The sequence below is a fragment of the Qipengyuania intermedia genome, from assembly GCF_019711615.1.
In the GTDB taxonomy this organism is placed as follows: domain Bacteria; phylum Pseudomonadota; class Alphaproteobacteria; order Sphingomonadales; family Sphingomonadaceae; genus Qipengyuania; species Qipengyuania intermedia.
Map to the genome: position 1 here is coordinate 182697 of NZ_JAIGNS010000001.1, position 26363 is coordinate 209059.

Here is a 26363-nt window from a genome sequence, read left to right on the forward strand (position 1 = left end):
CCGTGCTTAACGACTGAAGCGGCCGCGTCAAACGCTCACTGTTGCGGAAATGCGGAACCAGGGGTCAGGATAAGGTCGCCATTCTCGACCCGCCAACCCTCTAGGCGAGACAGAAAATTCATCCCCAGCACGTTGGTGTTGCCCAGATTGGGCGCAATGACAGCGTCCAAGCCTTCGGCCGTTATATTTCCGAAGGAAAGGCTTTCCACCGTAGTCAGGTCCGCCGTAACCGTGCCGTTCGCCGTCCCCAGCATGACCGGTAGTCCACCGGGCCTCGGTTCGAGCCCGGCTGCATCTGCAGAGCGCGTGGAAAAAGCGGTCAGCGTCGCGCCGGTATCGACCATCAGGCGGGTCGGCACGCCGTTTACGTCTGCCCTGAGCCAATAGTGCCCGTCCGCCGCCATCGGAATGACTGTTTCCGCGCCTACGATCGTCTGTTCGGGCAGGCCTATTTCCGTCATCGCATCGAGGCGGGGATCGAACCGCGCCACCTGCAGGAAGACCGTCACCAGGATACCGACCAGCGCCAGCGTGCTGACGGACCGAACCAGCCTGCCGCCCGCAATCTTGCGGCGTAGCATCATGGAGCCGACCCACCCCGCGACGAGTGCCGCGATGGTAGCGACTAGCAGCCCAGAGCGCGGGATCGCCCGGATCAGTTCTGCCAATGCCGTGAGGATCGCTTCGCCTTCCATGCGACCGATATAGGGAGCCTAAGCCTCATCGTCCATGAATGGCACGGCAAGTATCACGGAGCGTTCCGATGCTCGCTCGCTTCGGCGAGAATTACGGAGAAACGATCCTGGTCGTCGGTCCAGCGGGCCACCGGCGTCCAGCCCCCGGCCAGCAGGAGCAGGTTGGCGCTTCGCGGGCTGAACTTGTGACTGTTTTCCGTGTGGATCGTCTCGCCCGCACTCATGGAAAACCGTTCCTCGCAGACATCGAATTCGAGATCCCGAGTGGCTTCGAGGTGCATTTCTATCCGCGAATAGGCATCGTTCCAGATGGCACGATGGACGAAAGAGTCGAGGGGAATGGTTCCTTCCAGCTCGCGATTGATCCGCCGCGCAAGATTGAGATTGAATTCGGCCGTGACACCCTTCGCATCATCATAGGCCGCTTCGAGCACGCCGATATCCTTCACGAGGTCCATGCCGATCAGGAGGAAGGGGCGCTCATTCTCGGACCCTCCAAGGGTCGTGCGCATCGAGCGCAGCAAATCGACCGCAGTTCGCGCGACCATGTTTCCGATCGTCGATCCCGGAAAGAAGCCGAGTTTGCGCACCCGCTCCACCTCGTCGGGCAGCGTGACCGGTTTCATGAAATCGGCCTCGACGGGATGGACCGGCAAATCGGGAAATTTCGCGGATAGCGCAGCAGAGGACTGACGCAGGAAATCGCCCGAAATATCGAGCGGGACGTATGCCGCAGGGTCAATTGCCCTGAGGAGAAGCGGTGTCTTTACCGAGCTGCCCGACCCGAATTCCACTACCGCGCGACCGCTTCCGATCAACTCCCGAAATTCAGCGCCTCTTGCCTGGAGAATCTGCGTCTCTGCACGTGTCGGGTAATATTCCTCGAGCGAGGTAATATCCTCGAACAATTGCGATCCGGCATCATCGTAAAGCCAGCGCGCAGGGATTGCTTTTTGCTCCTGTCGCAGTCCCGCCAGCACATCGCTGCGAAAGGCCTTGTCGATCCCGTCTTCGTCGCGGTCGACCAATGCGATCCCTTGATTTGCTTTCATACGTCCCTCGCGAGCCTCAGGCCGGTAAATTGCCAGCGCTGGTGCGGGTAAAAGAAATTGCGATAGCTAGCGCGCGAATGTCCGCGCACCGTCGCACAGCTTGCGCCCTTGAGGACGAACTGCCCACTCATGAATTTGCCATTATATTCGCCGACCGCGCCTTCAGCGGGCTGGAAACGCGGATAGGGAAGGTAAGCCGAGCGCGTAAATTGCCAGCAGTCCCCGAACAGACCCTCGCCTCCGATCGGAAGCGGCGGCGCAGCGTTATCGAGCTGGTTTCCACCAGCCGGATCGTGAGCGGCAAGCTCACCCTCCTGCCCACGGGCGATAGCCTCCCATTCGAATTCGGTCGGCAGGCGCTTCCCTGCCCATGTGGCAAAGGCATCGGCTTCGAAATACGAGATGTGCGTGACCGGGGCATTGGGATCACGGACCTGCGATCCGCAGTGCGTGAACGCCTCCGCCCCTTCCCAGTAGAGCGGCGCGGCAATCCCGTTTTCCTTCACCCATGCCCAACCGTCCGACAGCCAGAGGGATGCCGTCTCGTAGCCCCCGTCGGCGATGAAGTCGGCCCATTCGCCATTGGTCACAAGGCCGGCGGAAAGCGCGAAGGGTTCTAACAGGACGCGGTGATCAGGGCCCTCGTTATCGAAGGCGAAGCCCTGTTCCTGATGCCCGATCCGCGCGATCCCGCCAGGGTGTTCATGCCAATCTTGCGATGGCGCTGGTGCAGGAGATTTTTGTCCCTCCTGCCACATTGCCGCACCGAGCGGGTTCTGGAACAGCGCATGCTTGATATCGGTCAGCAACAGTTCTTGGTGCTGCTGTTCGTGCGCTATACCCAATTCGACAAGTGGCCGAAGCTCCTCCCGCTCGAACAGTGGCAGCATCGCGTCGTCCACCTGCGCGCGCCAGTCGATGATCTCGCCCATGGTAGGACGCGACAGCATTCCGCGCGAAAAACGGTGAATCCGCTCTCCCTCGGCCTCGTAATAGGAATTGAAGACGAACGGCCAACGATCGTTATGGAGCCGGTATCCGTCGAGGTGATCTCGCAGAAGGAAGGTTTCCCAGAACCACGTCGTGTGCGCGAGGTGCCACTTGGCAGGCGAGGCATCTTCCATCGACTGGAGCGTTGCATCCGCCTCGGAAAGAGGTTCTACCAAGGCCTCGCTCAGCGAGCGGGTCGCGGCGAATTCGTCTGCCAGTCCTGCGGGACCAATGTCTTGTCGTGCCGCGCGAGAGGTGATTGGCGCGCTCCCCCAATAGTTCTTTAACCCAATAGTCCAGTCCCATACCGGTTCCGGCAATCGCCCCCATAATGGCGAAAAACCCCTGATCAGGAAAGAGGGCCAATCCATCTGTTTTCAATACGCTAACCTTTGATAATTCGGGTGCTATCAGGCGGCATGGGCAACCCGGTTGCGCCCGTTGCGTTTGGCTGCGTAAAGCGCCGCATCCGCGCGAGCGAAGAGGGTCAAGGCTCCCTCCCCCGGTAAAAGGGTAGCGTGGCCAGCACTGATAGTGATTTCGGGAATGGGTGCCGAATGGGTTCCGGCCTCAATCGCCCAGCGCAACCTTTCGGCGGCGTCGAACGCGGCTTTCGCATCGCAATCGGGCAGAAGCCAGAGGAATTCCTCCCCGCCGACCCTGCCTACCCTATCCGCGCCGCGCGCCTGCCGCACGACGATCCCGGACAAATGTGCCAACACCCGGTCGCCAACGGTGTGGCCATGCAGGTCGTTGATTTGCTTGAAGTAATCGATGTCGAAGATGACAATGGAATAGTGTTTCCCGGAACGCTGCGCCTCCAGGATCGAGCGGTCGAGAGAAGCCATGATCGCCCGCCTGCTGGCCAGCCCGGTCAGCGCATCGGTATTGGCCTCTTTCTGCGCTTCGGCAGCAAGTTCGAGAGCGCGTGCCTTCTCCTCTTCGACCTGGCGTACAACTGCATAATCGTCAGTCACGTCGCGCACGACCATGAAAACACGTTCCCGGCCCCCGTCGGGACCGAACTCGTTTCGCGCGCGGGCCCGCAGCACTCGCTCCTCGCCAGTACGCAGGACCACTTCGAATTCGACGACAAAAGGCATGGGATCGATGGCATGCGCTCCCAAGGTAGTGCGCAACTGAGACAAACCGTCGGGCATGAGGTGCCTGAGCAGTTCGTGCGTCGGGGCAGTGCCCTTGGGAAGGCCAGCGAGATGACACATCTCTTCGGACCAGATATGCCTCTCCTCAGGAAGCTCCACGCACCAGCGCCCGATACCTGCAAGGCCTTCGGCGACCTCCAGATGTGCGACATTGCGCGCCAGCTGGAGGTTGCGCGAGGCCAGCCGCCTCGCCCTGTGTGAATTTCGAAATAACAGGGTGGCCAGCCCCAGCCCGGCCAAGGCCAGGGCAATCACGGACGATACCAACGCCGCCGCAACTGCCGCGCAAAACGCGACCGCAGCCGCAATCGCCAGGGGCAAGTCAAACCTGCCGATATGTGCGCCTGAATCCAAGCCCGTCCTCCTGCCACCGCAATGGCAATGACAGGTGGATACGAAATCCCGGTCAGGAAGCAGCTAGGTGAAATTACCTAGCCAAAGGCATCAGGCCGCGTCGGCCCTCACCTGCTCGTGCTCGGCATTCAGCGTTTCGGCAATCAGGAAGGCCAGCTCCAGCGATTGCGCCGCGTTCAGGCGGGGATCGCAATGGGTGTGGTAACGGTCTTTCAGCGCCTCGTCGGTGATGGCGACTGCCCCGCCAACGCATTCGGTCACGTCCTGGCCGGTCATTTCCACATGGATACCGCCCGGATGGGTGCCTTCCGCGCGGTGCACGGCAAAAAAGCCCTTCACCTCCGTAAGAATACGATCGAACGGCCGTGTCTTGTAACCGCTGTCCGATTTGACGACATTGCCGTGCATCGGATCACAGCTCCAAACCACCGGGTGCCCCTCGGCTTTCACTGCGCGAACGAGACGCGGCAGGCCGTCTTCGACCTTGTCGTGGCCGAAGCGGCTGATCAGCGTGATCCGGCCCGGTTCTCGAGCAGGATTGAGGGTGTCGAGGAGCTTCAGGAGAGCATCAGTTTCCAGGCTTGGTCCGCACTTCATCCCGAGCGGATTGCCGATGCCGCGCGCAAATTCGATATGCGCACTGCCCTCGAAGCGGGTGCGGTCCCCGATCCACACCATGTGGGCGCTGGTGTCGTACCAGTCACCCGTCAGGCTGTCCTGCCGTGTCAGCGCCTGCTCGTAAGGCAGGAGCAGGGCTTCATGGCTGGTGTAGAAACTGGTGCCTTGCAGTTGCGGAACGGTTGCCGGATCGACGCCGCACGCTTCCATGAAGTCGAGCGCTTCACCAATGCGGTCGGCCAGATTGCCGAACTTGTCGGCCCACGGGCTGCGCCCCATGAAATCGAGCGTCCACTGGTGGACCTGGCGCAGGTTCGCATAGCCGCCACCGGCAAAGGCGCGCAGCAGGTTCAGGGTCGAAGAGGCCTGGTAATAGGCGCGCACCATCCGCTGTGGATCATTGGTCCGGCTTTCCGGATTGAAATCGATGCCGTTGATGTTGTCGCCGAAGTAGCTCGGCAGGGTCATGTCGCCCTGCGTTTCGGTATCCGAACTGCGCGGCTTGGCGAACTGGCCCGCCATGCGCCCCACCTTCACGACCGGTTTCTTGCTGGCGAAGGTCATGACGACCGCCATCTGCAGCAGAACGCGGAAGGTGTCTCGAATGTTGTTGGGATGGAATTCCGCAAAGCTTTCAGCGCAATCGCCGCCCTGCAGCAGGAAGGCCTTACCCTCTGCAACCTCGGCCAGATCAGCCTTCAGCGCGCGCGCTTCACCGGCGAATACGAGCGGTGGATGGCTCGACAGCGCAGTTGTCGCTTCCTCAAGCGCGGCGGCGTCTTCATAGCGCGGCAGGTGCCGTGCTTCGAACTCCTGCCAGCTATCGGGTGCCCATTCGCGTGCCATTTCAATTCCATTCTTTCAGTAAATGCGGTCGACCACGCAACCGCATCCGCCCTTTTCGCGCAAGCAGCATAAACTTGGCCAGCGCAAAAGCGCGATTGCCGTGATCGGGACTTAGCGACCCGTCGCAGCGGCTCCCGATGCGGGCGCTGCGGTAGCCAGCTCCTGACCTTCAGGGATCACTGCCATGCGCCATCCGGGCGTCCCGGCGAAATATTCTTGCGCCAGGGCAAGCATCGCATCCGGCGTGGTGCTGGAATAATCGTTCAGCAGACCCCGCAAGGCCATCATGCGCCGCGGATCGATGGTCGAATTCTCCAGCTCGAGCAGGAAGAAGTAGTTTCCACTCGAAATCCGCTCGTAATAGTTACGGAGGGGCTCGGTCGCACGGGCAAGCTCGTCCTCGCTCGGCGGCGTTACGGTCAATTCGCTGGCGATACGGTCGGCCTCGCGGAAGAAGGTCGGAACGTCGGTCGGGCGCAGCTGCGCAAGCGCGGTCACGGTTCCACCGGTCTCGACATCGGTCGGCCAGTCGAGGCGTACGACCGGGGCATAGCTGGCTCCGGCACGCTCGCGCATCGCATCACGAAGTCGGTTGTTGAACACCTCCGTCAGGATTGCGAGCTGGCGCGACTTGCGAATTTCCGCAGGCCCCGCGCCCACCGGCCACGCAATTACGGCGGCAGCCTGGTCGGCTTCGCCCGAATGCTTGCGCACGAGCGTCTCGCCGGGGGTAGCAAAGCCGAATTCGCCCGACGAGACATCGGCAGGCAAAGGCTCTCGTTGCGGCAAGGCACCGAAGGTACGGCGCAACGTCTCGATCGCTGCTTCCTTGTCGTAATCGCCAAAGATCAGGACTTCGATGGGACCCTGCTGCAGCGCAGGTGTCCAGGTGTCACGGAACTCCGCCAGGGACACTGCGTCGAGCATGTCCGGAGTCGGCGTCAGGAAGCGCCGGTCCTGGCCATAAAGGTAATATTCGAGATCGCGATTGATGATGCCCGCAGGGCTTGCGTTATAACTCTGGTAGGCGAGGCGTGCCGCAGCCTTGGCGCGTTCCAGCGGGGCGGCATCCCAACGCGGCATGCCCAGCTTTGCGGCGAACAGATAAAGCTGGTCGGCAAGATCCTGCCTGCGGGTTTGCGCGTTGAAGGAAAACGCGCCTTCCCCGATCGCGAAGTCGAAGCCCATCTTGCGGCCCGTCGCCAGGCGGTCGAGCTCTTCCTGGCCAAGTTCGCCCAAACCCGATTGGATCAGTGCGCCCTCACCCAGTTGGATGATCGCCGCCTCGTCTTCGTCGAACGCGCGCAACCCGCCGCCAAAGCGGACTTTTACCGCCACGCGGCCGGGCTCGTGGTCATTGGCGAGCAACAGCGCTTTCACACCATTGTCGAATTCCACCCGCTCCACGTCGCCGATCGAATGCGGTGCCCTCGCGACCACTTCGCCCGGTTCGCCAATTGGGGGAAGTTCGTCGAAGGAGATGCTTTGCGCCGTAAGGCGAGCATCGCCGCTCGCCTTCACGTCGGCCGACAATGCAGCCGCCAGGCTTTCCTCGGTCGCCTCATTGGCGGCGGGAGTGATGTAAGTCGCTCGAACGACGTTGCCGCTGAACAGCTTGCGTGTTTCCTCCAGCACGTTTTCCGGCGTTGCCTTTTCGCGCATTGAGTTGAAAACCATCAGGAAGGTTTCGGGCGCGGCAATGGCTTCCCGGATATCGACCGCATTGACGAGGTCGTCGGCATAACCGGATCCGGCAAGGACAGAGCGCTGCTCCACCAGGTTTGCATAGCCAACTTCCATTTCCTGGAGTTCGCGCTCCATTTCTTCACGCGTCGGTGGATTGGACAACGCGTCGGCGATGACCGAGCGGACATCGGCAAGCGCCTGCTCCCAATCTTCCGTCAACGGAGCGAACTGGACCAGCGTCGCGTGTGTCGAGCGGCTGATCTTGGCCTCGTTTGCCTGAGCGTAAAGGAAGCTTCCCCCCGATCGGGCGCGGGCTTCCAGCCGACGGTTGATCAGTTGGAGTGCGAGCTGTTCGCGCAGACGGCCTTCATTGTAGACGATGGTGTCGAGGACCTGCCGCCAGGGTTTGAAATAGCCATAGGTGAAGGCGCGAGGCAGCGACGGCTCCACGATTACCGCTACGTCGCCCACGGGATTTTCACCGTTCGCGCCTGCTGGCGGGAGCGGATCGCCGAAGTTGGGGGCTGGTGTAGGCTCACCTGCGACCGCCCAGTCGGCAAAATATTTCTCGATAAGACTGGCGAAAAGTACGGGATCCAAATCGCCGACGACGGAAATCACCGTGTTTTCGGGGCGATACCAGCGATCGTAGAAGGCCTGCACCGAAGCGCCGGTGGCGCCGCGAAGGCTTTCGTCGGTGCCGATAGTAATGCGCTCGGCCAGCCGCTGACCGGCGAAGAGCGTTTGCAAGGAAGCTTCCGAAACGCGCTCGTTCACACCGCCCCGCTCGCGCTTTTCGGCGAGCACGATCGGCACTTCGGTAGCGACATTGGAATCCGACAGGACGGGCGCGCGGACCATGCCGGACAGCAGCTTCATGCTTTCTTCCAGCTTTGCGGGGTCTACATTTGGGAGGTCCAGTTTGTAGACTGTATGCGTGGGGCTGGTTTCGGCGTTGGTATCGCTGCCGAATGTCGCGCCCAACCGCTGCCAGGTCGGGATCGCCTCCGAAATTCCGAGATACTTGCTTTCGCGGAACAACAGGTGCTCCAGCAAGTGGGCGTAACCAAGTTCATCGTCCTCTTCGTAAAGCGAACCCGCATCGATCCTGACCCTGATCGACACCTGGCCCGGCGGAACACCGTTCTCGCGAACGCCGTAGCGCAGTCCGTTATCGAGCTCGCCGAACAGCCATTCCTCGTCGCGCGGAACGTCGCTGCCCTCGTAGATCCACGGAACCTCTCCTTCGGCCTGGAGCGACGAAGGAGCCGGGATGCCCTGCGCCGCCAGCGGCTGCACCGCGAGCAAGGAAAGGGGAAGGCAGAGCGCGAGACGCCGGAAGGCGCGCGGAAAATCAGTCATGGGACATGTATAGGTACGCTGCTGGTGAAGGACCAGTGAACACGAACAAATGATAGCTTCGCTTGCCGCTATGGGTCAGCATCACTACATGGCTGGCATGTTCATCGAAACCGAAACCACGCCCAATCCTTCCAGCCTGAAGTTCCTCCCGGGCCGCCCGGTCATGGGCCAGGGAACCCGCGAATTTGCTTCGCCCGAGGCAGCTGAAGCCAGCCCTCTGGCGCAGGCGATTTTCGATACGGGAGAAGTGGTGAACGTGTTCTTCGGTGGCGATTTCGTCACCGTGACCGCGGCGCCTGGTTCCAGCTGGACCGACCTCAAGCCGCAGGTGCTTTCCATTCTGCTCGATCACTTCGTGTCCGAAGCTCCGCTGTTCGCAGCTGGGACCGCGGCCGGCATCGCGGTGCCGCCGGAAGACGACGACCTGCTGGTAGAAGAGAACGAAGCCGACGCGGACATCGTCGCGCAGATCAACGAACTTCTCGAGACGCGCGTTCGACCGGCGGTGGCCGGCGATGGCGGCGACATCCAGTATCGTGGATTTCGCGATGGGGTCGTCTATCTCCAGCTCCAGGGAGCATGCGCCGGTTGCCCCTCGTCGACCGCGACGCTGAAGCACGGGATCGAAGGTCTTTTGAAACATTATGTCCCGGAGGTCGTTGAGGTTCGCGCAGCCTGAACTTCAATTCCCACACGCGAGTATTCGATGACCAAGCAGTTTCACGACACCACCCTTTCCGCCGATGCCCTCGACCAGGTTTTTCGCGAAGCACGCAGTTACAACGGCTGGCTCGAAAAGGATGTGTCGGACGAGCAGATCCATGCGATCTACGAATTGATGAAGATGGCGCCGACGTCTGCGAACATGCAGCCCTCGCGCATTATCTGGGTCAAGTCCGAAGACGCGAAGAAGAAGCTCGCAGATTGCGCCTCGGAAGGAAATACCGACAAGATTCTTACCGCTCCGGTCACTGCGATTATCGGATACGATATCGACTTCCATGAGGAGCTTCCCTGGCTCTTCCCCCACACCGACGCCAAGAGCTGGTTCGAGGGCGACGAGGAAGGACGCAAGGAAGGCGCGTTCCGCAATTCTTCGCTACAGGGTGCCTATCTGATGATCGCGGCCCGTGCCGTGGGACTCGATTGCGGACCGATGTCCGGTTTCGATGCCGATGCGGTCGACAAGGCGTTCTTCGGCGACAACCCGAAGCACAAGACGAATTTCATCTGCTCGATCGGTTACGGTGATCCGACCACGATTTTCGATCGCAGTCCACGTCCCGATTTCGACAAGTTCAACACCATCGCCTGACTTGAAGCGCGCGCAAGGCTGGGGCACTGCGCATCCATGCGTTTGCTTGTCATAGAAACCGCGACGGAAGCCTGTTCGGTAGCCTTGTTCGAAGAGGGCAGACTGTCGGGGTCTTTCCACGAAACCATCGGTCGCGGCCATGCGGAGCGGCTGGTGCCGATGATTTCCCGTCTCGACGAAAAGGGCCGGGCAGACCGGATCTGCGTCTCACTTGGACCAGGTAGTTTCACAGGAGTGCGGATCGGCCTGGCCACCGCACGCGCGCTGGGCGTCGCATGGAATATACCGGTGCGCGGCTACCCCACCCTTGCTCTCGTCGCCGGCATGGCCCGTACTAACGGGGTAGGTGAAGTGACTGTCTGCATGAACGGCGGTCACGGCGAGTGGTTCGTACAGGATTTCGACACGGATGGCCTGCCGGTGGGCGATCTCGCCTCACTCGCACCAGAAATTGCTGCCGCTAGAGCCAGTCGCCCTGTTATCGCAGGCTCGCGGGCCGAGGAGATGGCAGCGTTAGTAGGCGGCCAACCGACAATATCCGCCAGCGCCCTGCCAGATGCCGCGCAATTCCTCACGGTTCCCGACGCCCTTCTGACGGAACACCTCACCCCCTTGTACGGACGCGCACCGGACGCCAAACTGCCAGCAAGATGACCGATCTCGACAAGGTGATGGCGGTTATGGAAGCCGCATTCGATCCTCACTGGCGCGAAGCCTGGACTCGCCGCCAGGTAGAGGACTCGCTCGCACTTTCTTCCGGTTTCTTGATCCTCATGAACGAGACGGGTTGTCATCCTTCTTCGGAGGAGCCGGCCGCAGGCTTCGTGCTTGCCCGCCGGGTGCTCGACGAGGTCGAGCTGCTGCTGATCGGGGTGTTGCCCGAAAAACGTGGTCGCGGCCTCGGTGGGAAGCTGCTTGACGAATTCCTGCGCAGGTCAGCCGAGTATGGCGCGGCCAACGTCTTTCTGGAGGTGCGCGCGAACAACCGGGCCGAGAAGGTTTACCGGGCTGCTGGCTTCGCCCCGGTCGGGCGCCGCAAAGATTATTATCGCACCCTGGATGGGACAAAAATCGACGCAGTGACCTTTGGCAAAACCCTCTGATCACGCCAATTCTGCCCGAATCTTGTATACACGCGACAAAAGTGGCGGTTTTGTACAATTTAGAGTAGACAGTTCCAAAAACTCCCTATAGCCGAAAGAAAAGGGAGTATTTGCATTATGGACCACTTCGAAACCGACATGACCGAAACGCTGATTACGCTGACCTCGGACATCGTCGCAGCTCACGTGAGCAATAACAGCGTCGCCGTCGAGGACGTGCCGACGTTGATTTCGAATGTCTATGCGGCGCTCACAGGTCTCGAAGGTGGAAGCACGGCGGAAGAAGTGCGTCCCGACCCGGCGGTCTCGATCCGCTCGTCGATCAAGAAGGATCACATCGTCTGCCTCGATTGCGGCAAGAAGATGAAGATGCTCAAGCGCCACCTTTCCACCGAACATGGCATGACGCCGGACGAATATCGCCAGCGCTGGGATCTTTCCGCAGATTATCCGATGGTCGCTCCGGACTATGCCGATACGCGCCGCGATCTTGCGAAGAAGATCGGCCTCGGCCGCAAGCCTGGCCAGAAGCGCGGTCGTCGTAAAGCTGCCTAATCGGCACTGGCTGCTTGAGAACAGCGCCCCGGCCCGATAAGGGTGCGGGGCGTTTTCAATTGGGGAGCCCCATTGCACCAGAAGATCGATCTAGAGCAGCTTTGTGCTGACAAGGGACTGCGCATTACCGAACAGCGTCGCACGATTGCGAAAGTGCTGTCGGAGAGCGATGACCATCCCGATGTGGAAATGCTCCATGAACGCGCAAACAAGATCGACCCCGGCATCTCGATTGCCACGGTCTATCGTACGGTGCGCCTGTTCGAAGAAGCCGGTATTCTCGACCGGCACGATTTCGGTGACGGTCGCGCCCGTTACGAAGCCGCGCCCGAAGCGCACCACGACCATCTGATCGACGTGGAGAGCGGCAAGGTCGTCGAATTCGTCGATCCCGAACTCGAAGCCCTGCAGAAGCAGATCGCAGAGAAGCTGGGTTATCGCCTGGTCGACCACCGTATGGAGCTTTATGGCGTCCGCCTCGACCGCGAAGGCTGAGCGCCGCCTCGAGCGTTATACGAAGAAGCGGCTGGCTGCAGCGCGCGGCGAGAAAGTCCCCCTGACGCTAATCGGATGGGTTCGCTTCATCCTGCGCCTGGTCGGCATCGTGCTGCTTTTGCTGTTTTTCGTTCCCCTTCACTATGCCTTCCGCATTTTCGCCTACGGCTCGCCCTTTCCCATGCTGTTCCTGCGCTACACCGCGCGCGTCGTCGGGGCACGGATCGAGGTAGTCGGCACTCCCCTTCGCCGAGATGTCTTTTTCATCGCCAACCACGTCTCGTGGATCGACATTCTCGCCATGGCGGGGGCCAGCGGGACCGCTTTCGTCGCCAAGTACGAATTGAGCCAGGTTCCGGTTATCGGCTGGCTATGCAGCCTGAATCGAACGGTCTTCGTCAAACGCGAACACCGCATGGGTGTCGCAGAGCAGATCAATGCGCTGAAGGAAGCTCTGGCGGACAATTGGTCCGTCACCGTCTTTCCCGAAGGCACGGTCACCGACGGGCATTCGCTGTTGCCCTTCAAGTCCAGCATGATTTCCGTCCTGGAACCGCCGCCCCCGGGGGTCATGGTCCAGCCCGTTGTCGTGGATTACGGCGCCAATTCGGAAGAGATTGGCTGGATCGGCGAGGAGAGCGGAGCGCATAATGCCATGCGCATCATGGCGCGGCGCGGTACTTTCAAACTGCGCCTGCACTATCTCGAGCCCTTCAGTCCCGAAGAATATCGCGGTCGCAAGGCTATCGCAGCCAAGGCCCGCGAAGAGATCGAGGAGCGACTTGTCGCCAATCTCGGGGGGCCGCTGCGCGATTACCAGCATGTCGTGGATGCCGTGCGATACAAGCCGCGGCAGGCCGAAGGGCAAAGCTAGAGTTCGGCCTTCACCAGCCAGTCATGGAACAGCCGCACCGGCCTTTCCTCAAGTGCGGTGGGTTTGCACACGAACCAGTAGCTATAAGGGCTCTCGACTTCGACTCCGTAGAGATCGGTCAGGCGATCGTCAGCCGCGCGGCGCAAGTGATCGTCATGCATGATCGCGATGCCGAGGCCCTGTGCAGCGGCCTCGAGCATTAGCTGGCCGGAATCGAAATGGTCGATCGCCGCCGGCTCGATATCCCTGAGGCCCAGTTCGTCTTTCCAGGCCACGAAGCTTTCGGGCAGGCCGTTGTGGATCAAAAAAGTCTGGCGGCTGAGCAGTTCCGGATCGGGCCTGTCGCCAAGCTTTGCGGCCAGTTCCTTGCTCGCGATCGCATGCACCATGTTGAAGTCGAGGCGCACTGCATGGAGACCGCTGGCCGGTCCGCGCGACAGGATGATCGCCGCATCGAGCGTATCGCCTACGCGATCTTCGAGATGAGGCCCCGTGTCGATATCGATATGGAGCAAAGGATGACGTGCGCGGAGCTCGGCAAGCCGAGGGAAAAGCCTCTGACTTCCGAACAGGGGCAGCACGCCCAGATGCAACCTAAGTACGGAGAGGTTGTCGGATTGGCTCTCGACCGCCCTCGCCAGGGCTTCGAGCTGGGGATTGACCGCTTCGTAAAAGGCATGTCCGTCGTCCGTCAGCTGCATGGCCTGACGCGCCCGTGTGAAAAGCTTCTTGCCGACGAAATCTTCGAGATTCCCGATACGCCGCGACAGGGCCGAAGGGCTCAACCCCAATTCGTCTGCTGCCGCACGTGCAGACCCGAGCCGCACGGTGCGGACAAATGCCTCGAGGGCGCGCAAAGGAGGAAGTCTGCGGACAGCCATATCGCCTGCGGCCTATTGCGCCACTGCGAAGCTGTCGAGCACCAATGTGCAAATTAATGCAACAGAGCGGTCACTCATCCGCTGCAGCCTCGGAGGGCGGCTCATGAAGGCGCATGCGTTTGACGTGCGTTTCGTCACCATCGAGGATTTCAATCCGCCAGCCGCTTTCGTGTTCCAGAACCTTTCCGACCGGCGGGACCTGTTCCGCAAGAACGAAAGCCAGGCCACCGAGCGTATCGACCGCTTCCTCCACCTCCGCGAGTCGCGGGTCGACCTTCTGGGCTACGTCGTCCAGTTCGGCACGGGCGTCGCAGTCCCACATGCCCTCGCCGATCGACACGATCCACTCTTCCGGCAGTTCGTCATGCTCGTCTTCGATTTCCCCGACGATCTCCTCGACGAGGTCTTCGATCGTGATGAGCCCGTCGGTGCCGGAGAACTCATCGATGACAACTGCCAGGTGCATGCGCTGCGCACGCATGTCTGCGAGCACATCTAGGGCGTTACGGGTCTGCGGCACGTAGAGCGGTTGCCGCATCAGCACGGTCCAGTCCGCTGGCGGTTCTCTCTTCTCCGCCAGGAAGGGGAAGACATCCTTGATGTGAATCATGCCGATCACATCGTCTAGCTGGCCGCGATAGACCGGCATGCGTGAATGGCCGTGCTCTGAGAAAGTTTCGACCAGCTCGTCCCAACTCGCATCGGCGGACATCGCCACGATTTCGCCGCGCGGCACCGCCACATCGTCGGCGTCGTGCTCGCTGAAATGCAACAGGTTGCGCAGCATCTGGCGTTCTACGCCGGACAGATCGCCCTTGGCATCGTCCTCAGCGGACGAATCGCCATTCTCGCCCTCGTGTTCGTCGATAGCCTCTTCGAGCTGCGCGCGCAGGGAGCGCTCGCCGCCATCGGGGTCGAACAGTTTACGGATCGCGGGCCACAGCCCGCTGCTACTCTCAGCGTCTCCGGCGGGGGTGGAAGAATTGGCCATGGGCCGGGTGCGTACTCCTATTTGTCGCGGTCCCCATATGGGTCCGCTATACCCATTTTTGCAAGCGCTTCGATCTCGAGTTTTTCCATGGCAGCGGCCTGCTCGTCCGAATCGACGTGGTCGTGCCCTGCAAGATGCAGGAAACCGTGGATGAGCAGATGGGCAGTGTGATCCCTCAGGCTGATGCCTTTCTCACCCGCTTCACGCTCGCAAGTCTCTAATGCCAGCGCGATGTCGCCAAGCATTTCGGGCGGCCCCTCCTCGCCCAGTTCGAGCAAGTCCTGACGCTCCAACATCGGGAAGGACAGCACGTTGGTGGGCTTGTCCTTGCCGCGCCATTCCTTGTTGAGTGTGTGAACCTCATCGTCGGTTGTGAACAGGATGCTGGTAATCAGGCGGCCAGACGCAAGGGCTTGCTCGACCGAAGCGGCCGCATCGTACACACTTTCGGACAAGGCCGCCCAATCAGTTTCACTTGGCCAGCCGTCGATTTCTAAATCCAGTTGCACCTAGGCCGCCGGCCCTTCGTAAGCCTCGACGATACGCCCCACGATCGGATGGCGGACGACGTCGGCGGCGGTGAAGCGGATGGTGCCGAAACCATCGACGCCTTCCAGCTTGCCGACAGCATCGGCAAGGCCGCTCATCCCGTCACCGCCGGGAATGTCGACCTGCCGCGGGTCGCCGCACACGACCATGCGGCTGTTCTGGCCGAAGCGGGTGAGGAACATCTTCATCTGCTCGCGCGTGGTGTTCTGCGCTTCGTCGAGAATGACGAAAGCGTCCGCCAGCGTGCGGCCGCGCATGAAAGCGATGGGCGCGATCTCGATTTCGCCCGACGCCAGCCGCCGCTCCACCTGCTCCGGCGGCATGCAGTCGTAAAGCGCGTCGTAGAGCGGGCGCAGATAGGGATCGACCTTGTCCTTCATGTCGCCCGGCAGGAAGCCGAGCTTTTCGCCCGCTTCGACGGCTGGGCGCGACAGGATCAGGCGCTGCACGCTGCCATTGATGAGCTGCGCCACAGCCTGCGCCACAGCCAGATAGGTCTTGCCGGTACCTGCGGGGCCGAGCGCGAAAATGATGTCGTCACGCGTCAGCGAACGCATGTAAGTCGCCTGCATGGCGCTGCGCGGTACGATGGTCTTGCGCCGCGTGCGGATCATGATCGGCGGGCCTTTCGGCTCCGCGTCCATAATCCCGTCGAGCGTCGGCTCGTTCGACATGGAGATCAGCGACTCAATCGCGCCGGCGTCTAGGTCCTGTCCCTGCGAAAGCCGGTCATACATCTCGTTCAGAACGTCACGAGCGCGCGCCACGCTGTCTTCTGGACCTTCGATATGGAGATCGTTGCCCCGTGCCGCGATAAACACGCCGAGGCGGTTCTCGACCTGGACCAGATTGGCATCGAATTGCCCGAATAGTGCGCCTAGCAGGCTCTGGTTTTCGAAGCTGATATCGATCTGTGCGCGGCGAACTTCACGCTGCGGACTAGGCGGCGGTGTGAAAGCCCGATGAGCCTTCGGTGCGGGTTTACGAGCCATGCGCTCCTTTCGTTTCCGAGTCGGAATCTAGGCTTCCCTTCGCGAGGCGCAAGTGGTGCGGTCTCATGACCGTGGAAAGTAAGCGGCTTGCCACAAACGCCGACCGCGATCAGACTCCCGCTCCGACTCGCAGCATCGGGAGTAAGCAAATGCTTCGTCAGACCCTCGCCGCCATATCGATTTGCACTCTCGCTGCATGCTCTCCAGCAGACGCACCGGTCGATCCGGCAGAGACTGAAGCTGCGGATGACATGGCGACCCAAGCGGACGCACCCGACCCGGAGGACGACATCCGTCATTACCTGCTGCAGGAGTATCCCGATGCAGGAGCCATGCGGTACGCGCTCGCGTGGAACGATCTCGATAATGATGGCGCGCAAGAGGCGATCGTCTACCTGGCCGCCCCCTATTTCTGCGGTTCGGGCGGATGCCCGACGCTCGTCCTGACCGCTGCGGGGCCGATGTGGCGCAAGGTCGGCGACATCAGCGTGTCGCGCACGCCCGTTACCGTGCTGGATAGCAGCACGAATGGCTGGAAGGACATCACCGTCGCAGTTTCCGGCGGCGGCGGTGCGTCCGGCAATGCACTCTTGAAGTTCGACGGAGAGGCCTATCCATCCAATCCCACGGTCGCTCCGGCCGAGATGACGGAGACCACCGGGACGGTCGTGATCGCGGAAGACCCCGGGTTCACCGACCTCGAGCCGGTCGAAGCGTCAGGCGGCTGACAAAGCCGTTTCGCGAAGCGTACCGGCGAGAGAGTTCGGTCCGGCTTCCACCAGCTCTACCTCGACCAGATCGCCGATCTGCGCGTCGCCCTCGAACCACACGCTCTGGAGCCACGGCGACTTGCCGAGCCACTGGCCGGGGTGCTTGCCCTTGCGCTCCACGAGGACTTCACACGTTCTCCCGACGCTTGCCTCGTTGAAGGCAAGCTGGTCGCGGTTGAGCGCGTCCTGCAGTCGGCGCAGGCGCTCGTCCATGACGTCCTTGGCGACCTGCCCGTCCATCGTGGCGGCGGGGGTGCCGGGACGCGGCGAGTACTTGAAGCTGAAGGCCTGCGCGTATTTGACCTCGTCGACCAGCGCGAGGGTTTCCTCGAACTCGACATCGGTTTCACCGGGGAAGCCGACGATGAAGTCGCCCGAGAGCGCAAGGTCGGGCCGCGCAGCGCGGAAGCGGTCGAGCAGCTTGAGGTAGCTTTCGGCCGTGTGGCTGCGGTTCATGGCCTTGAGCACGCGGTCGCTGCCTGCCTGTACCGGCAGGTGGAGGAAAGGCATGAGCTTGTCGATCTCGCCATGCGCAGCGATCAGATCGTCGTCCATGTCGGCCGGATGGCTGGTGGTGTAGCGGATACGCGCGAGGCCATCGACCTTGGCAAGGTCGCGGATGAGGCCCGCGAGGCCGACCTGGTGGCCCTTCCCGTCCTCGCCCGACCATGCGCTGACATTCTGGCCGAGCAGCGTGATTTCTTTCGCACCAGCGTCGACCAGCTTCTTCGCTTCGGTCACGAGGTCCGCATAGGGGCGGCTGATTTCCGCGCCGCGCGTATAGGGCACCACGCAATAGGTGCAGAACTTGTCGCAGCCTTCCTGCACGGTGAGGAAGCTCGCCGGATTGGTGCGCCGGCGCTCGGGCAGCGCGGCAAACTTGGCAATGGCCGGCATGTCGGTGTCGGTCGCCCGCTCGCCCTTCACTGCCTTTTCCAGCATTTCCGGCAGGCGGTGATAGGCCTGCGGGCCGACGACCATGCTGACCGCCGGAGAGCGCCTCATGATCTCTTCGCCCTCGGCCTGCGCGACGCAGCCCGCGACGGCGATCATCGGTGCCTTGGTCTGTGTCTTGCCCTTGGTGAGCCGACCAATGTCAGAATAGACCTTCTCCGCCGCCTTCTCGCGAATGTGGCAGGTGTTGAGCACGACAAGGTCGGCATCCTCGCCTTCGGGCGCAGGCACGATGCCCTGCTCGCCCAGCATTTCGGCCATGCGCTCGCCGTCATAGACGTTCATCTGGCAGCCGAAGCTCTTGACCCTGTAGGTCTTGGGGGAAGTGGTCGGTTTCATGGGAGGAGGCGCTTTAGCGGCAATTGGGGCGTGGTTCAATTGAGACTGTGCCGCCTCAGGCCTCGTACGAGATGCTCCGACAGCACTCCCGCATAGTAGCCGATCCAGAGGGGCGACAGGTAGACCAGACCTACGAAGTACCAGATCCAGTCATCGGCTTTAGGCCACTGAGTGAAAAGCGTCAGTAGGACGGTATACAATACCGGGGGAAGGAGCACATGCAGCAGTGCGCCCTTCCACCAGTCGAAAGCAAATCGCCGGTTGATGAAGAACGACGATGTGAAACCGAGGGCCAGGCATCCGAGAAGAATGAGCCATCCTGCCGGTTGCATCACCTGTAGGACAGCCCAGACCTCTCGGAAAAACGCGGCCAAGCTGTCTTAGCCAACAGTCGCCTTCACGATCTTGCCCGGCTCGCGCGGCGGCTCGCCCTTGGGCAGCGCGTCGACGTGTTCCATGCCGCTCTCGACCTGGCCCCAGACGGTGTACTGGCCGTCGAGGAATTCCGCGTCGTCGAAGCAGATGAAGAACTGGCTGTTGGCGCTGTCGGGGACCTGGGTGCGGGCCATCGAGCAGGTGCCGCGGGTGTGCGGTTCGCTGTTGAATTCGGCCTTGAGGTCGGGCTTGTCGCTGCCGCCCATGCCGGTGCCGGTCGGATCGCCGCCCTGCGCCATAAAGCCGGGGATCACGCGGTGGAACACCACGCCGTCGTAGAAGCCTTCGCCTGCCAGCGTCGTGATGCGCTCTACGTGCCCGGGCGCGAGGTCGGGGCGCAGCTTGATCACCACGTCCTTGTTTTCGCCGTCGCCGGTGTCGAGGGTGAAGGTCAGCTTGTCGGCCATTGGTATTGTCTCCTGTAAATCGGTTGGCGCCTACATAGGCGTTCACAGCCTCATGTCACCCTCTGCTTGCTTTATGGGGCCCACTGCCTAGAGGTTGCGCCCCATGGCGGAGCACGAGCGCCCCCTTGACGATGACGACGTGATCCTGGCCGGCGAGGAGCAGGAGGAAGGCGCACGTCCGGACGACCGCATCGACGACGAGCGCATGGACGAGGAGAACACGCTCAAGCGCGAGTTCGTTTCCTCGGTCGAGGACGCGCTGGAAGCGGGCGAGACCGGTGCGGTCTACGACCTCGTCGAACCGCTCCACCCTGCCGACGTCGCCGACCTTCTCGAACTGTTCGACAAGGAAGACCGCGCCACCCTTGCCGCGGCCATCACCGACCTGATGACCAGCGAGGTCGTTGCCGAGCTCAACGATTACGTCCGCGAAGAGATGATGGAAGCGCTGCCCGCCGATGCGGTGGCGCAGATTGCGGAACAGCTGGAAACCGACGACGCCGTCCAGCTGATCGAGGATCTGGACGAGGACGACCAGCGCGCCATCCTTGCCGAGCTGGAACCGGAAGACCGGATCGCCATCCAGTCGGCCCTGTCCTATCCCGAAGAGACCGCGGGACGCCTGATGAACCGCGAGTTCGTGGCGGTTCCGGAGCACATCACCGTCGGCGACCTGATCGACTTCCTGCGCGACGGGCGCGACTTGCCGGAGGACTTCTTCGAGGTCTTCATCGTCGACCAGCGCCATCATCCGGTCGGCACCTGCAACCTCTCGTGGATCCTGCGCACGCCGCGCAACATCGCTTTGGGCGATGTGATGAAGCGCGACCAGACGCTCATCCCGGCCATGCTCGACCAGGAAGAGGTCGCGCTGATGTTCCAGAAGTACGGTCTCATCTCCGCCGCCGTGGTGGACGTGGACGGACGCCTGGTAGGCCAGATGACGGTCGACGACATCGTCCATATCATCGCCGAGGAAGCGGGCGAGGACGCCCTGCTGATGTCCGGCGCGGGCGAAGGCGACATCAACGAGCCGATCCGCGAGGCCTACTCCAGCCGCGTGCGCTGGCTGGTCGCCAACCTTGGTACTGCGCTCATCGCATCGCTCATCATCGCGGCCTTCGGTGCCGCTATCGAGAAGCTGGTCGCGCTGGCCGTACTCATGCCGATCGTCGCCAGTATCGGTGGCAATGCGGGAACGCAGACCATGGCCGTGACCGTGCGCGCCATCGCCATGAACCAGCTGACGCGCAGCAACACGCGGCGCATCCTGACGCGCGAGTTGCGCGTTGCCCTGCTCAACGGGGTGACCATCGCCGTGCTTATCGGCGCGGCGACGGCGGTCATCTTCACGCCCCTGCTTGGCGCAGTGATCGCGCTGGCGATGGTCATCAATGTGGTGACCGCAGGGCTTGCCGGCGTTTTGGTGCCGGTAGCGTTCGACCGGCTCGACCAGGACCCGGCAGTGGCATCCAGCGTCTTTGTGACCATGATCACGGATTCGATGGGCTTCTTCGCTTTCCTCGGCCTTGCCGTGGCGTTGCAGGTCGTCTGATCTCCTACAGAATGGAACGGGTGGAACACGGTCCTGGGAGAAAAAATCCCCGGGCGGCAAACCACCCCCGAAGTGGCGCAATTGCGTGCGTGAGAGGCGAGTAGCGCTGTCCATGACACCTGCCTGCCCCAGCCGCACAAGTGTAGGAAAGCCAGTTCCCGGCATTGCGCATCGGCCCGTGCAAACTACATCGGTCCCATGCCGCTCAACCTGACCAAGATCGCTTTCGGTGCGCAAAGCTATGGCGACATCGAGAGCTGGTATGCGCAGCGGCGCAGTCCGAACCTGACCACCCGCTATCGCCCGACCAAGTGGGAACAGTGCATCGGCGGCTCGCTCTACTGGATTCACCAGCACTCTATCGTGGCCCGTAGCGAAATCCTCGGCTTCAGCGAAACGAAGGACGGGCGCTGGTCCATCGACCTCAAACCCGAACTGGTGCGCGTCATGCCCCGCCCCAAGCGCGCCCACCAGGGCTGGCGCTATCTCAAGGGCGACCCGCCGCGCGACCTGGAGGATGGCGAGGACATCGGCGACGCCTTGCCCGGCAAGCTCGCCGGCAAGCTGGAGCGCCTCGGCCTGATCTAACCCGACTTCCCAAAGACTTAGACAAGCATCTCCGGAACCGGCTGCAATCCGCGCCGTTGTGACGTCACCGACTGATTAAACATGGCGCGCCGTCGGTCTGCGCTATCGGAGAGTGACTATGAAGAAATTCCTGACAATGCTCGCGTTCGGAAGCTCGGCCATCCTTCTTTCGGCCTGCAACACGATCGACGGCATCGGCGAAGACGTCGAATCCGCAACCGATTGTGCCGACGGCGTAGAAGGCAACTGCTAAGCCGCACCAAGCCGATCGGCTTACGAAAGAGGCGCTGCCCCAAGCGGGCGGCGCCTTTTTCCTTGCTGATTGCTTCTGCCTGCTCGCGCCCTCGGGAAGACGAGCGCACGGTGCGATGAAATGCGGAACATTGCCAAGGGCTTACCCGTTGGTTTGGCAAAGGAGACATTCATATGCCCGAACGCCAATCCATGCACCCCGACAATGACCTCATCGACGAGATCACGGAATACGACACCCCGTCGCAGCAGAGCCGGTCCGGCGGCGAAGTGAACCGCCAGGTCGGCACACGCGGAGAACTCAACCGCGCATTCGACCCCGCCAATCGCGAGCCGGAGGTCGGCTCGGACAATCCTGCACAGGACGCACAGAAGGGTCCCAAGACCCGGCAGGCCATCCAGGACGACCGGTCCAGCTAACGAGGTTATCAGGCCGATAGAAAGGCCCCGCAGACTCGCTCTGTGGGGCGTTTCTCTGTGAAAATCTGGTTCGCGCCATTTGACCGCGCGAAGGCTTTGCTTCACCCAGTTTGTAGGGGCGCCCCGATTGAATTCGGTTCAGGGGGACGTGGCATCAGCAGCGAGAAATCTCACAGGGGCGCCAACTTGCTGCGCTTCATCCTCCCGTCAGCCATCGGCGCGGCATTTTTTCTTTTCCCGGTCCCACAAGATGGTGGGGTCAAGGTCCCCATGGCCATCCTCACGGACTGGGTTTTAGCCGTTGCGGCACCGGTCCTCCCTATCGCAGTCGTTATCCTGTGCATCGTTTCGGCATTGGCAACGATTGCCTACGCCATGACGCAACCCGGCCCTTCGGAGAGCGCCACAGAACAAATTCTTCGTCCTGGGATCGCGTGGACGCTCTTGCGCGTGGCAGGCGCGGTCAGTGCTGTGGTGATCTTCTGGGAGATCGGACCGGTATGGATATGGGGCGAAGATACGGGCGTGACGGTACTCAACGACCTCTTCGTTCCTGCGCTCGTGACCATCGGTATTGCCTGCATCATTCTGCCGTTCATCACCGAATTCGGATTGATGGATTTCTTCGGTGTCCTTGTGGAACGCCCGTTCAAGGCGCTGTTCAAAGTACCCGGCCGCAGCGCGATCGATGCGATAGCGTCATGGCTTGGCGGAAGTTCGGTCGGCGTCATTGTGACCATCCAGCAGTACGAATCAGGCCAGTATTCCGCCCGCGAGGCAGCGATCATCGCCACCAACTTTTCCATCGTTTCGATCGCATTCTGCTATGTGATCGTCGCATTCCTGGATTTGGACGCCTATTTCCTGCCGTTCTACGGTGTCCTGACGCTTACCGGCATTGTCTGCGCGATGATCATGGCGCGGATCCCGCCACTAAGCAGGAAGGCCGACAGCTATTTGGTCGACGGCTTCGCCATGGACCGCGAAGCGACGCAGGCTCCGTCCTTCGCTACCGCCCTCGACGCCGCTCTGAGCAAGGCTTCGAGTGCCCCGCCCTCTTCCAAAATTGCCAAGGGTGTCGCGGCTAACATCCTCGACATCTGGCTGGGTCTTATTCCGGCCGGGATGTTCATCGCGTTGGTGGGGACGATAATCGTCCAATATACCGACTTTTTCGTCATTCTGAGCCAGCCCTTCGTGTGGCTGCTGACCGCCTTGCAGGTAGCCTATCCGGCCGAAGCAGCCCCGGCCATGATCGTTGGATTTGTCGAAGTTTTCCTGCCTGCCGTAGCCGCTGCGGACATACCCGCGATGTCGACGCGCTTCGTGGTGGCCGTAGTCTCCGTCGGTCAACTGATCTTCATGTCCGAGGTCGGTATCCTGATGCTGAAGTCGTCGCTGCCGCTCAACCTAGTCGATCTCGTTGTGATCTTCCTGCTGCGGACCTTGATTTTGTTACCAATGGCAGTCTTGAGCGCCGCGCTGATCTTCTGACGCTTCTGAAAACGCTGCGTTTATTTCTGTTTCAAGCGCGCAGGTTGGGGATCTACGGCCTTTTCTGCTATGATTGTACCGATCCAGAGTCGCACAAAAACGAAGGTCGCTTCCATTTATCGAAGAGGAGGCAATCGTCATGCGTGCTGTTAATATTCTGGCTTTCGGCGTCGCTGCTGCAGGTCTTGCAGTCGCCGCAACGGGTGCACCACCATCTGGCAAAGGCGGAAAGGGCGGCAACGATTCCGGCCCCGCCTACGAAGTCCCGACAACCGTATTCGTAGAGCGACAACGACGGACACCACCAAGGTTGGTCGTGGCCGGCAATGACAGTTCCAAAAGTCAGCCGGTCTATCAGTATGAAAACTATGCAGCCTACCTGCACGATGCCGTGCTGGTATCGGAAGGACACGGACGCGCGCTGATAACCGACCGCGCCGACAACCCCCTGCCGATGATCCTGGTAGAATTCTGGTTCGACACGGACGGAAAGATCACCGATACCAGTCATGTCCCGCTGGTTTCGCGGCCCGACTGGGGTTGCGAGGCCCTGTCTTCCGATGGCACGCGCGCACTCTATTACGACCGGGATGTGAGCGAGGTTCGCGTGATCGACCTGGCCAATGGAGATGACACCACCCTCGTCGCCTCGGACCCATCCCAATCCTTCGGCTCTTCATGCGATTACAAATCCGACGATCCGCTAAACCTGAACGGAGTTTTGCACGCCGTCGTCAGGGATTCGAGCGGCGCGCGCATCGATCGTATCGACATGGCGGCAGGATCGACCAGCACGGTGTACGGACCGACCTCCGCCGATCTGCGCGATTTTTCGATCCATTACGAAGGTTCGAACATCGCTCTGGTGGCCATTTCCGAAGATTATACGATCAGGTTCGGTTCGAACTTCTCCCAAGCAGGAGCAGCGCCGGTCTCGATTGCGAGCGGCACAGAGGCGGACTTCTACTGCGAAGGGACGCGTCTGCTGTTCAAGGGCAACGTCAGAAAAGCGCGCTACACACGTGTGTATGATACGACCACCGGGGAAGCGGCGACCTATGATGACGACTCGGAGTGGACGCCGAGGACACTCTGCTAACGGTTCGGGCGCTTAGCCAGCCGCGGTCGTTTTCTCCGCCACACGTCGTAGCGCGTTGACGTAGGATTCCGGCGGCTGTGCACCGGGCACCATGAAGCGGCCCTCCAGGATCATCGCGGGCACGCCGCTGATGTTCATGTCCCATGCGGCGCGTTCTTCGGCGCGGGTCTTGTGGGCGATCTGCTCGTCGTCGAGCGCGGCCGAGGCGGCATCCCGGGCGAGGCCGACGCTCTCCGCCACATCAAGCAGCACTTCGCGCTCGCCGATCCGCTGGCGGGCATTGAAATGCGCCTTGAACAGGGCGAGCTTGAGTTCGGTCTGCTTTGCCGGCCCGTGCTCCTCGCCGGTCCAGGTCAGCAGCTTGTGCGCCTCGAAGGTGTTCCACATCATCGCATCGGGCGCAGGGTCCGGACCTTCGTAATCGAGCGATACGCCAGCCGCATCGGCAGCCTGCCGCATCTGGCCTTGCACTTCCTTGGACTGATCGATCGTGCGCCCGTATTTGCGGGCGATATGGGCGGTGCGCTCCTCGCCTTCTTCCGGCATGTCGGGATTGAGTTCGAAAGCGTGCCAGCGCACGTCCGCCTCGATCTCGCCTTCCAGCTGCTCGAGCGCCTGCGACAGATTGCCCCAGCCGACGAGGCACCAGGGGCACATTACATCGGACCAGATATCGATCGTCATCTTGCGGGGCTGGGTCATTTGTGGATCCACCAATGCATGAGGTGATGGGCGATGGCATGGGGTGGCGGCGCGCGGAACGGGCCGTCGCCTGCCAGCGAGGCTTTCACCTCGTCGCGCGTGTACCAGTTGATTTCCGCCATCTCGGTTTCGTCGATGGTCAGTGCGTCGTCATCTGCATGGCTGTGGCAGCCGATCATCAGCTGGCTGGGAAACGGCCATGGCTGGCTGGCGACATAAGTCACGTCGCGTACGCGCACGCCGCTTTCCTCGAACACTTCGCGCGCGACGCCTTCCTCGATGCTCTCGCCCGGTTCGACGAAACCTGCGAGAGCGGAAAAGCTTCCTTCCGGCCAGCCCAGTCCGCGGCCGAGCATCAGCTTGCCGTCATATTCGACCAGCATGATCGTGACCGGATCGGTGCGCGGAAAATGGCTTGCCCCGCAGGCCGTGCAATCGCGCTGCCAGCCGCCCTTGGCCAGCTTTGTATCGCCGCCGCATTGGGCGCAGAACCGGTGGCGCGCATGCCAGTCGACGATGCTGCGTGCGCCGCCATAGAGCGCAAGGTCGTCGGGCTGCAGATTCGCCATCAGCGACCATAGCTGCGGGTTCGCCATGCGCGGACTTGCATCGCCGCGCGGCGGGACGGCGGCAAAGCAGGCCTTGCCCTCGTCGAGACCGAGGAACACCAGCTCCGCATCCTCCGGCGCATCCGCCAGCGTGCCCCAGGAAAGGCGCCCATCATCGTTCATCGACGGCATCAACCCGTCGAGAGCGAGCAGGCGCGCCTTCCAGTTCATGTAGCCGGCCAGCCGCTCCGGATCGGCGCGGACATGGTCGGCGCGATC

At 61.6% G+C, this 26363-nt stretch carries 28 protein-coding genes; 14 read left to right on the forward strand and 14 right to left on the reverse strand.

Going from position 1 to position 26363, the window contains the following annotated elements; genetic code table 11:
- Positions 1 to 35: 35 nt before the first annotated feature.
- From K3179_RS00815 to K3179_RS00840, 6 genes are all read right to left on the reverse strand, one after another.
- On the reverse strand, positions 36 to 695 hold the full coding sequence (locus tag K3179_RS00815; RefSeq protein ID WP_221562049.1) for a retropepsin-like aspartic protease family protein: 660 nt from the start codon (positions 693 to 695) through the stop codon (positions 36 to 38).
- A 53-nt stretch (positions 696 to 748) separates the two neighbouring features.
- Entirely contained in the window at positions 749 to 1747 is a 999-nt protein-coding gene (gene egtD / locus K3179_RS00820) for an L-histidine N(alpha)-methyltransferase (protein WP_221562050.1), read from the reverse strand.
- Positions 1744 to 2970: an ergothioneine biosynthesis protein EgtB gene (gene egtB, locus K3179_RS00825; protein WP_345722210.1), complete on the reverse strand. Its 1227-nt coding sequence runs from the start codon at positions 2968 to 2970 to the stop codon at positions 1744 to 1746. Before egtB ends, egtD begins: the two co-directional genes overlap by 4 nt.
- Before the next feature lie 177 nt (positions 2971 to 3147).
- A complete protein-coding gene (locus tag K3179_RS00830; protein WP_221562052.1) occupies positions 3148 to 4254 on the reverse strand; it encodes a GGDEF domain-containing protein in 1107 nt (368 codons plus the stop codon).
- Positions 4255 to 4344: 90 nt separating this feature from the next.
- The gene (locus K3179_RS00835; RefSeq protein WP_221562053.1) at positions 4345 to 5718 is read right to left on the reverse strand and encodes a class II 3-deoxy-7-phosphoheptulonate synthase; all 1374 of its coding nucleotides are present in this window, start codon (positions 5716 to 5718) and stop codon (positions 4345 to 4347) included.
- Between the two features lie 111 nt (positions 5719 to 5829).
- Entirely contained in the window at positions 5830 to 8766 is a 2937-nt protein-coding gene (locus K3179_RS00840; protein ID WP_221562054.1) for a M16 family metallopeptidase, read from the reverse strand.
- A 97-nt stretch (positions 8767 to 8863) separates the two neighbouring features.
- Here K3179_RS00840 and K3179_RS00845 point away from each other — a divergent pair, with 97 nt between their 5' ends.
- The 7 genes from K3179_RS00845 (at position 8864) to K3179_RS00875 (ending at position 13108) form a co-directional block, all read left to right on the forward strand.
- Positions 8864 to 9445, forward strand: a complete 582-nt coding sequence (locus tag K3179_RS00845; RefSeq protein ID WP_221562055.1) for a NifU family protein — start codon at positions 8864 to 8866, stop codon at positions 9443 to 9445.
- Between the two features lie 27 nt (positions 9446 to 9472).
- Entirely contained in the window at positions 9473 to 10081 is a 609-nt protein-coding gene (locus tag K3179_RS00850; protein WP_221562056.1) for a malonic semialdehyde reductase, read from the forward strand.
- A gap of 36 nt (positions 10082 to 10117) precedes the next feature.
- On the forward strand, positions 10118 to 10735 hold the full coding sequence (gene tsaB, locus K3179_RS00855) for a tRNA (adenosine(37)-N6)-threonylcarbamoyltransferase complex dimerization subunit type 1 TsaB (protein ID WP_221562057.1): 618 nt from the start codon (positions 10118 to 10120) through the stop codon (positions 10733 to 10735).
- On the forward strand, positions 10732 to 11184 hold the full coding sequence (locus K3179_RS00860) for a GNAT family N-acetyltransferase (RefSeq protein WP_247712755.1): 453 nt from the start codon (positions 10732 to 10734) through the stop codon (positions 11182 to 11184). Before tsaB ends, K3179_RS00860 begins: the two co-directional genes overlap by 4 nt.
- Before the next feature lie 117 nt (positions 11185 to 11301).
- Positions 11302 to 11739 (forward strand): Ros/MucR family transcriptional regulator, encoded by a 438-nt coding sequence (locus tag K3179_RS00865; RefSeq protein WP_221562058.1) that lies wholly within the window; start codon positions 11302 to 11304, stop codon positions 11737 to 11739.
- A 72-nt stretch (positions 11740 to 11811) separates the two neighbouring features.
- Positions 11812 to 12234, forward strand: coding sequence for a Fur family transcriptional regulator (locus K3179_RS00870; RefSeq protein ID WP_100260913.1), 423 nt, complete (start codon positions 11812 to 11814; stop codon positions 12232 to 12234).
- Positions 12206 to 13108, forward strand: coding sequence for a lysophospholipid acyltransferase family protein (locus K3179_RS00875; RefSeq protein ID WP_221562059.1), 903 nt, complete (start codon positions 12206 to 12208; stop codon positions 13106 to 13108). The genes K3179_RS00870 and K3179_RS00875 overlap by 29 nt, the downstream gene beginning before the upstream one ends.
- Here the strand turns inward: K3179_RS00875 and K3179_RS00880 are convergent.
- The 4 genes from K3179_RS00880 to K3179_RS00895 form a co-directional block, all read right to left on the reverse strand.
- Positions 13105 to 13989 (reverse strand): LysR substrate-binding domain-containing protein, encoded by an 885-nt coding sequence (locus K3179_RS00880; RefSeq protein ID WP_221562060.1) that lies wholly within the window; start codon positions 13987 to 13989, stop codon positions 13105 to 13107. The two genes, K3179_RS00875 and K3179_RS00880, sit on opposite strands and share 4 nt — an antisense overlap.
- A gap of 70 nt (positions 13990 to 14059) precedes the next feature.
- Positions 14060 to 14980, reverse strand: a complete 921-nt coding sequence (locus K3179_RS00885) for a hemolysin family protein (RefSeq protein ID WP_221562061.1) — start codon at positions 14978 to 14980, stop codon at positions 14060 to 14062.
- A 17-nt stretch (positions 14981 to 14997) separates the two neighbouring features.
- On the reverse strand, positions 14998 to 15489 hold the full coding sequence (gene ybeY, locus K3179_RS00890; protein ID WP_221562062.1) for an rRNA maturation RNase YbeY: 492 nt from the start codon (positions 15487 to 15489) through the stop codon (positions 14998 to 15000).
- Entirely contained in the window at positions 15490 to 16521 is a 1032-nt protein-coding gene (locus K3179_RS00895) for a PhoH family protein (protein WP_221562063.1), read from the reverse strand.
- A gap of 149 nt (positions 16522 to 16670) precedes the next feature.
- Here K3179_RS00895 and K3179_RS00900 point away from each other — a divergent pair, with 149 nt between their 5' ends.
- On the forward strand, positions 16671 to 17249 hold the full coding sequence (locus K3179_RS00900) for a hypothetical protein (RefSeq protein WP_221562064.1): 579 nt from the start codon (positions 16671 to 16673) through the stop codon (positions 17247 to 17249).
- Here the strand turns inward: K3179_RS00900 and miaB are convergent.
- Positions 17238 to 18584, reverse strand: coding sequence for a tRNA (N6-isopentenyl adenosine(37)-C2)-methylthiotransferase MiaB (miaB, locus tag K3179_RS00905; RefSeq protein WP_221562065.1), 1347 nt, complete (start codon positions 18582 to 18584; stop codon positions 17238 to 17240). The two genes, K3179_RS00900 and miaB, sit on opposite strands and share 12 nt — an antisense overlap.
- A 380-nt stretch (positions 18585 to 18964) precedes the next feature.
- A complete protein-coding gene (locus tag K3179_RS00910) occupies positions 18965 to 19426 on the reverse strand; it encodes a peptidylprolyl isomerase (protein WP_221562066.1) in 462 nt (153 codons plus the stop codon).
- A gap of 103 nt (positions 19427 to 19529) precedes the next feature.
- On the opposite strand from K3179_RS00910, the gene mgtE reads away from it, so the two are divergent.
- The 6 genes from mgtE (at position 19530) to K3179_RS00940 (ending at position 24834) form a co-directional block, all read left to right on the forward strand.
- Positions 19530 to 20981: a magnesium transporter gene (gene mgtE / locus K3179_RS00915; protein WP_221562067.1), complete on the forward strand. Its 1452-nt coding sequence runs from the start codon at positions 19530 to 19532 to the stop codon at positions 20979 to 20981.
- Positions 20982 to 21179: 198 nt separating this feature from the next.
- A complete protein-coding gene (locus K3179_RS00920; RefSeq protein WP_090482511.1) occupies positions 21180 to 21569 on the forward strand; it encodes a DUF1489 family protein in 390 nt (129 codons plus the stop codon).
- 118 nt (positions 21570 to 21687) lie between these two features.
- Entirely contained in the window at positions 21688 to 21822 is a 135-nt protein-coding gene (locus K3179_RS00925; protein ID WP_100260903.1) for an entericidin EcnA/B family protein, read from the forward strand.
- A 173-nt stretch (positions 21823 to 21995) separates the two neighbouring features.
- Positions 21996 to 22241, forward strand: coding sequence for a hypothetical protein (locus tag K3179_RS00930; RefSeq protein ID WP_221562068.1), 246 nt, complete (start codon positions 21996 to 21998; stop codon positions 22239 to 22241).
- 186 nt (positions 22242 to 22427) lie between these two features.
- Positions 22428 to 23735 (forward strand): YjiH family protein, encoded by a 1308-nt coding sequence (locus tag K3179_RS00935; RefSeq protein WP_221562069.1) that lies wholly within the window; start codon positions 22428 to 22430, stop codon positions 23733 to 23735.
- Positions 23736 to 23874: 139 nt separating this feature from the next.
- On the forward strand, positions 23875 to 24834 hold the full coding sequence (locus tag K3179_RS00940; RefSeq protein ID WP_221562070.1) for a hypothetical protein: 960 nt from the start codon (positions 23875 to 23877) through the stop codon (positions 24832 to 24834).
- Between the two features lie 12 nt (positions 24835 to 24846).
- Here the strand turns inward: K3179_RS00940 and K3179_RS00945 are convergent, their stop codons facing one another.
- The gene (locus tag K3179_RS00945; protein ID WP_221562071.1) at positions 24847 to 25536 is read right to left on the reverse strand and encodes a DsbA family oxidoreductase; all 690 of its coding nucleotides are present in this window, start codon (positions 25534 to 25536) and stop codon (positions 24847 to 24849) included.
- Complete coding sequence (nudC, locus tag K3179_RS00950) at positions 25533 to 26315, reverse strand: NAD(+) diphosphatase (protein WP_247712822.1); 783 nt, start codon at positions 26313 to 26315, stop codon at positions 25533 to 25535. Before nudC ends, K3179_RS00945 begins: the two co-directional genes overlap by 4 nt.
- Positions 26316 to 26363 lie beyond the last annotated feature (48 nt).

Bases quoted from the DNA above. Each gene is read 5' to 3' on its own strand.
- K3179_RS00850 (WP_221562056.1), top strand. From the start codon at position 9,473: ATGACCAAGCAGTTTCACGACACCACCCTTTCCGCCGATGCCCTCGAC.
- K3179_RS00940 (WP_221562070.1), top strand. From the start codon at position 23,875: ATGCGTGCTGTTAATATTCTGGCTTTCGGCGTCGCTGCTGCAGGTCTT.
- K3179_RS00815 (WP_221562049.1), bottom strand. From the start codon at position 695: ATGGAAGGCGAAGCGATCCTCACGGCATTGGCAGAACTGATCCGGGCG.
- K3179_RS00860 (WP_247712755.1), top strand. From the start codon at position 10,732: ATGACCGATCTCGACAAGGTGATGGCGGTTATGGAAGCCGCATTCGAT.
- egtD (WP_221562050.1), bottom strand. From the start codon at position 1,747: ATGAAAGCAAATCAAGGGATCGCATTGGTCGACCGCGACGAAGACGGG.
- K3179_RS00895 (WP_221562063.1), bottom strand. From the start codon at position 16,521: ATGGCTCGTAAACCCGCACCGAAGGCTCATCGGGCTTTCACACCGCCG.
- miaB (WP_221562065.1), bottom strand. From the start codon at position 18,584: ATGAAACCGACCACTTCCCCCAAGACCTACAGGGTCAAGAGCTTCGGC.
- nudC (WP_247712822.1), bottom strand. From the start codon at position 26,315: ATGAACTGGAAGGCGCGCCTGCTCGCTCTCGACGGGTTGATGCCGTCG.
- K3179_RS00845 (WP_221562055.1), top strand. From the start codon at position 8,864: ATGTTCATCGAAACCGAAACCACGCCCAATCCTTCCAGCCTGAAGTTC.
- K3179_RS00865 (WP_221562058.1), top strand. From the start codon at position 11,302: ATGGACCACTTCGAAACCGACATGACCGAAACGCTGATTACGCTGACC.
- K3179_RS00925 (WP_100260903.1), top strand. From the start codon at position 21,688: ATGAAGAAATTCCTGACAATGCTCGCGTTCGGAAGCTCGGCCATCCTT.
- tsaB (WP_221562057.1), top strand. From the start codon at position 10,118: ATGCGTTTGCTTGTCATAGAAACCGCGACGGAAGCCTGTTCGGTAGCC.
- K3179_RS00840 (WP_221562054.1), bottom strand. From the start codon at position 8,766: ATGACTGATTTTCCGCGCGCCTTCCGGCGTCTCGCGCTCTGCCTTCCC.
- K3179_RS00930 (WP_221562068.1), top strand. From the start codon at position 21,996: ATGCCCGAACGCCAATCCATGCACCCCGACAATGACCTCATCGACGAG.
- mgtE (WP_221562067.1), top strand. From the start codon at position 19,530: ATGGCGGAGCACGAGCGCCCCCTTGACGATGACGACGTGATCCTGGCC.
- K3179_RS00945 (WP_221562071.1), bottom strand. From the start codon at position 25,536: ATGACCCAGCCCCGCAAGATGACGATCGATATCTGGTCCGATGTAATG.
- K3179_RS00880 (WP_221562060.1), bottom strand. From the start codon at position 13,989: ATGGCTGTCCGCAGACTTCCTCCTTTGCGCGCCCTCGAGGCATTTGTC.
- K3179_RS00910 (WP_221562066.1), bottom strand. From the start codon at position 19,426: ATGGCCGACAAGCTGACCTTCACCCTCGACACCGGCGACGGCGAAAAC.
- K3179_RS00885 (WP_221562061.1), bottom strand. From the start codon at position 14,980: ATGGCCAATTCTTCCACCCCCGCCGGAGACGCTGAGAGTAGCAGCGGG.
- K3179_RS00875 (WP_221562059.1), top strand. From the start codon at position 12,206: ATGGCGTCCGCCTCGACCGCGAAGGCTGAGCGCCGCCTCGAGCGTTAT.
- K3179_RS00920 (WP_090482511.1), top strand. From the start codon at position 21,180: ATGCCGCTCAACCTGACCAAGATCGCTTTCGGTGCGCAAAGCTATGGC.
- K3179_RS00900 (WP_221562064.1), top strand. From the start codon at position 16,671: ATGCTTCGTCAGACCCTCGCCGCCATATCGATTTGCACTCTCGCTGCA.
- K3179_RS00835 (WP_221562053.1), bottom strand. From the start codon at position 5,718: ATGGCACGCGAATGGGCACCCGATAGCTGGCAGGAGTTCGAAGCACGG.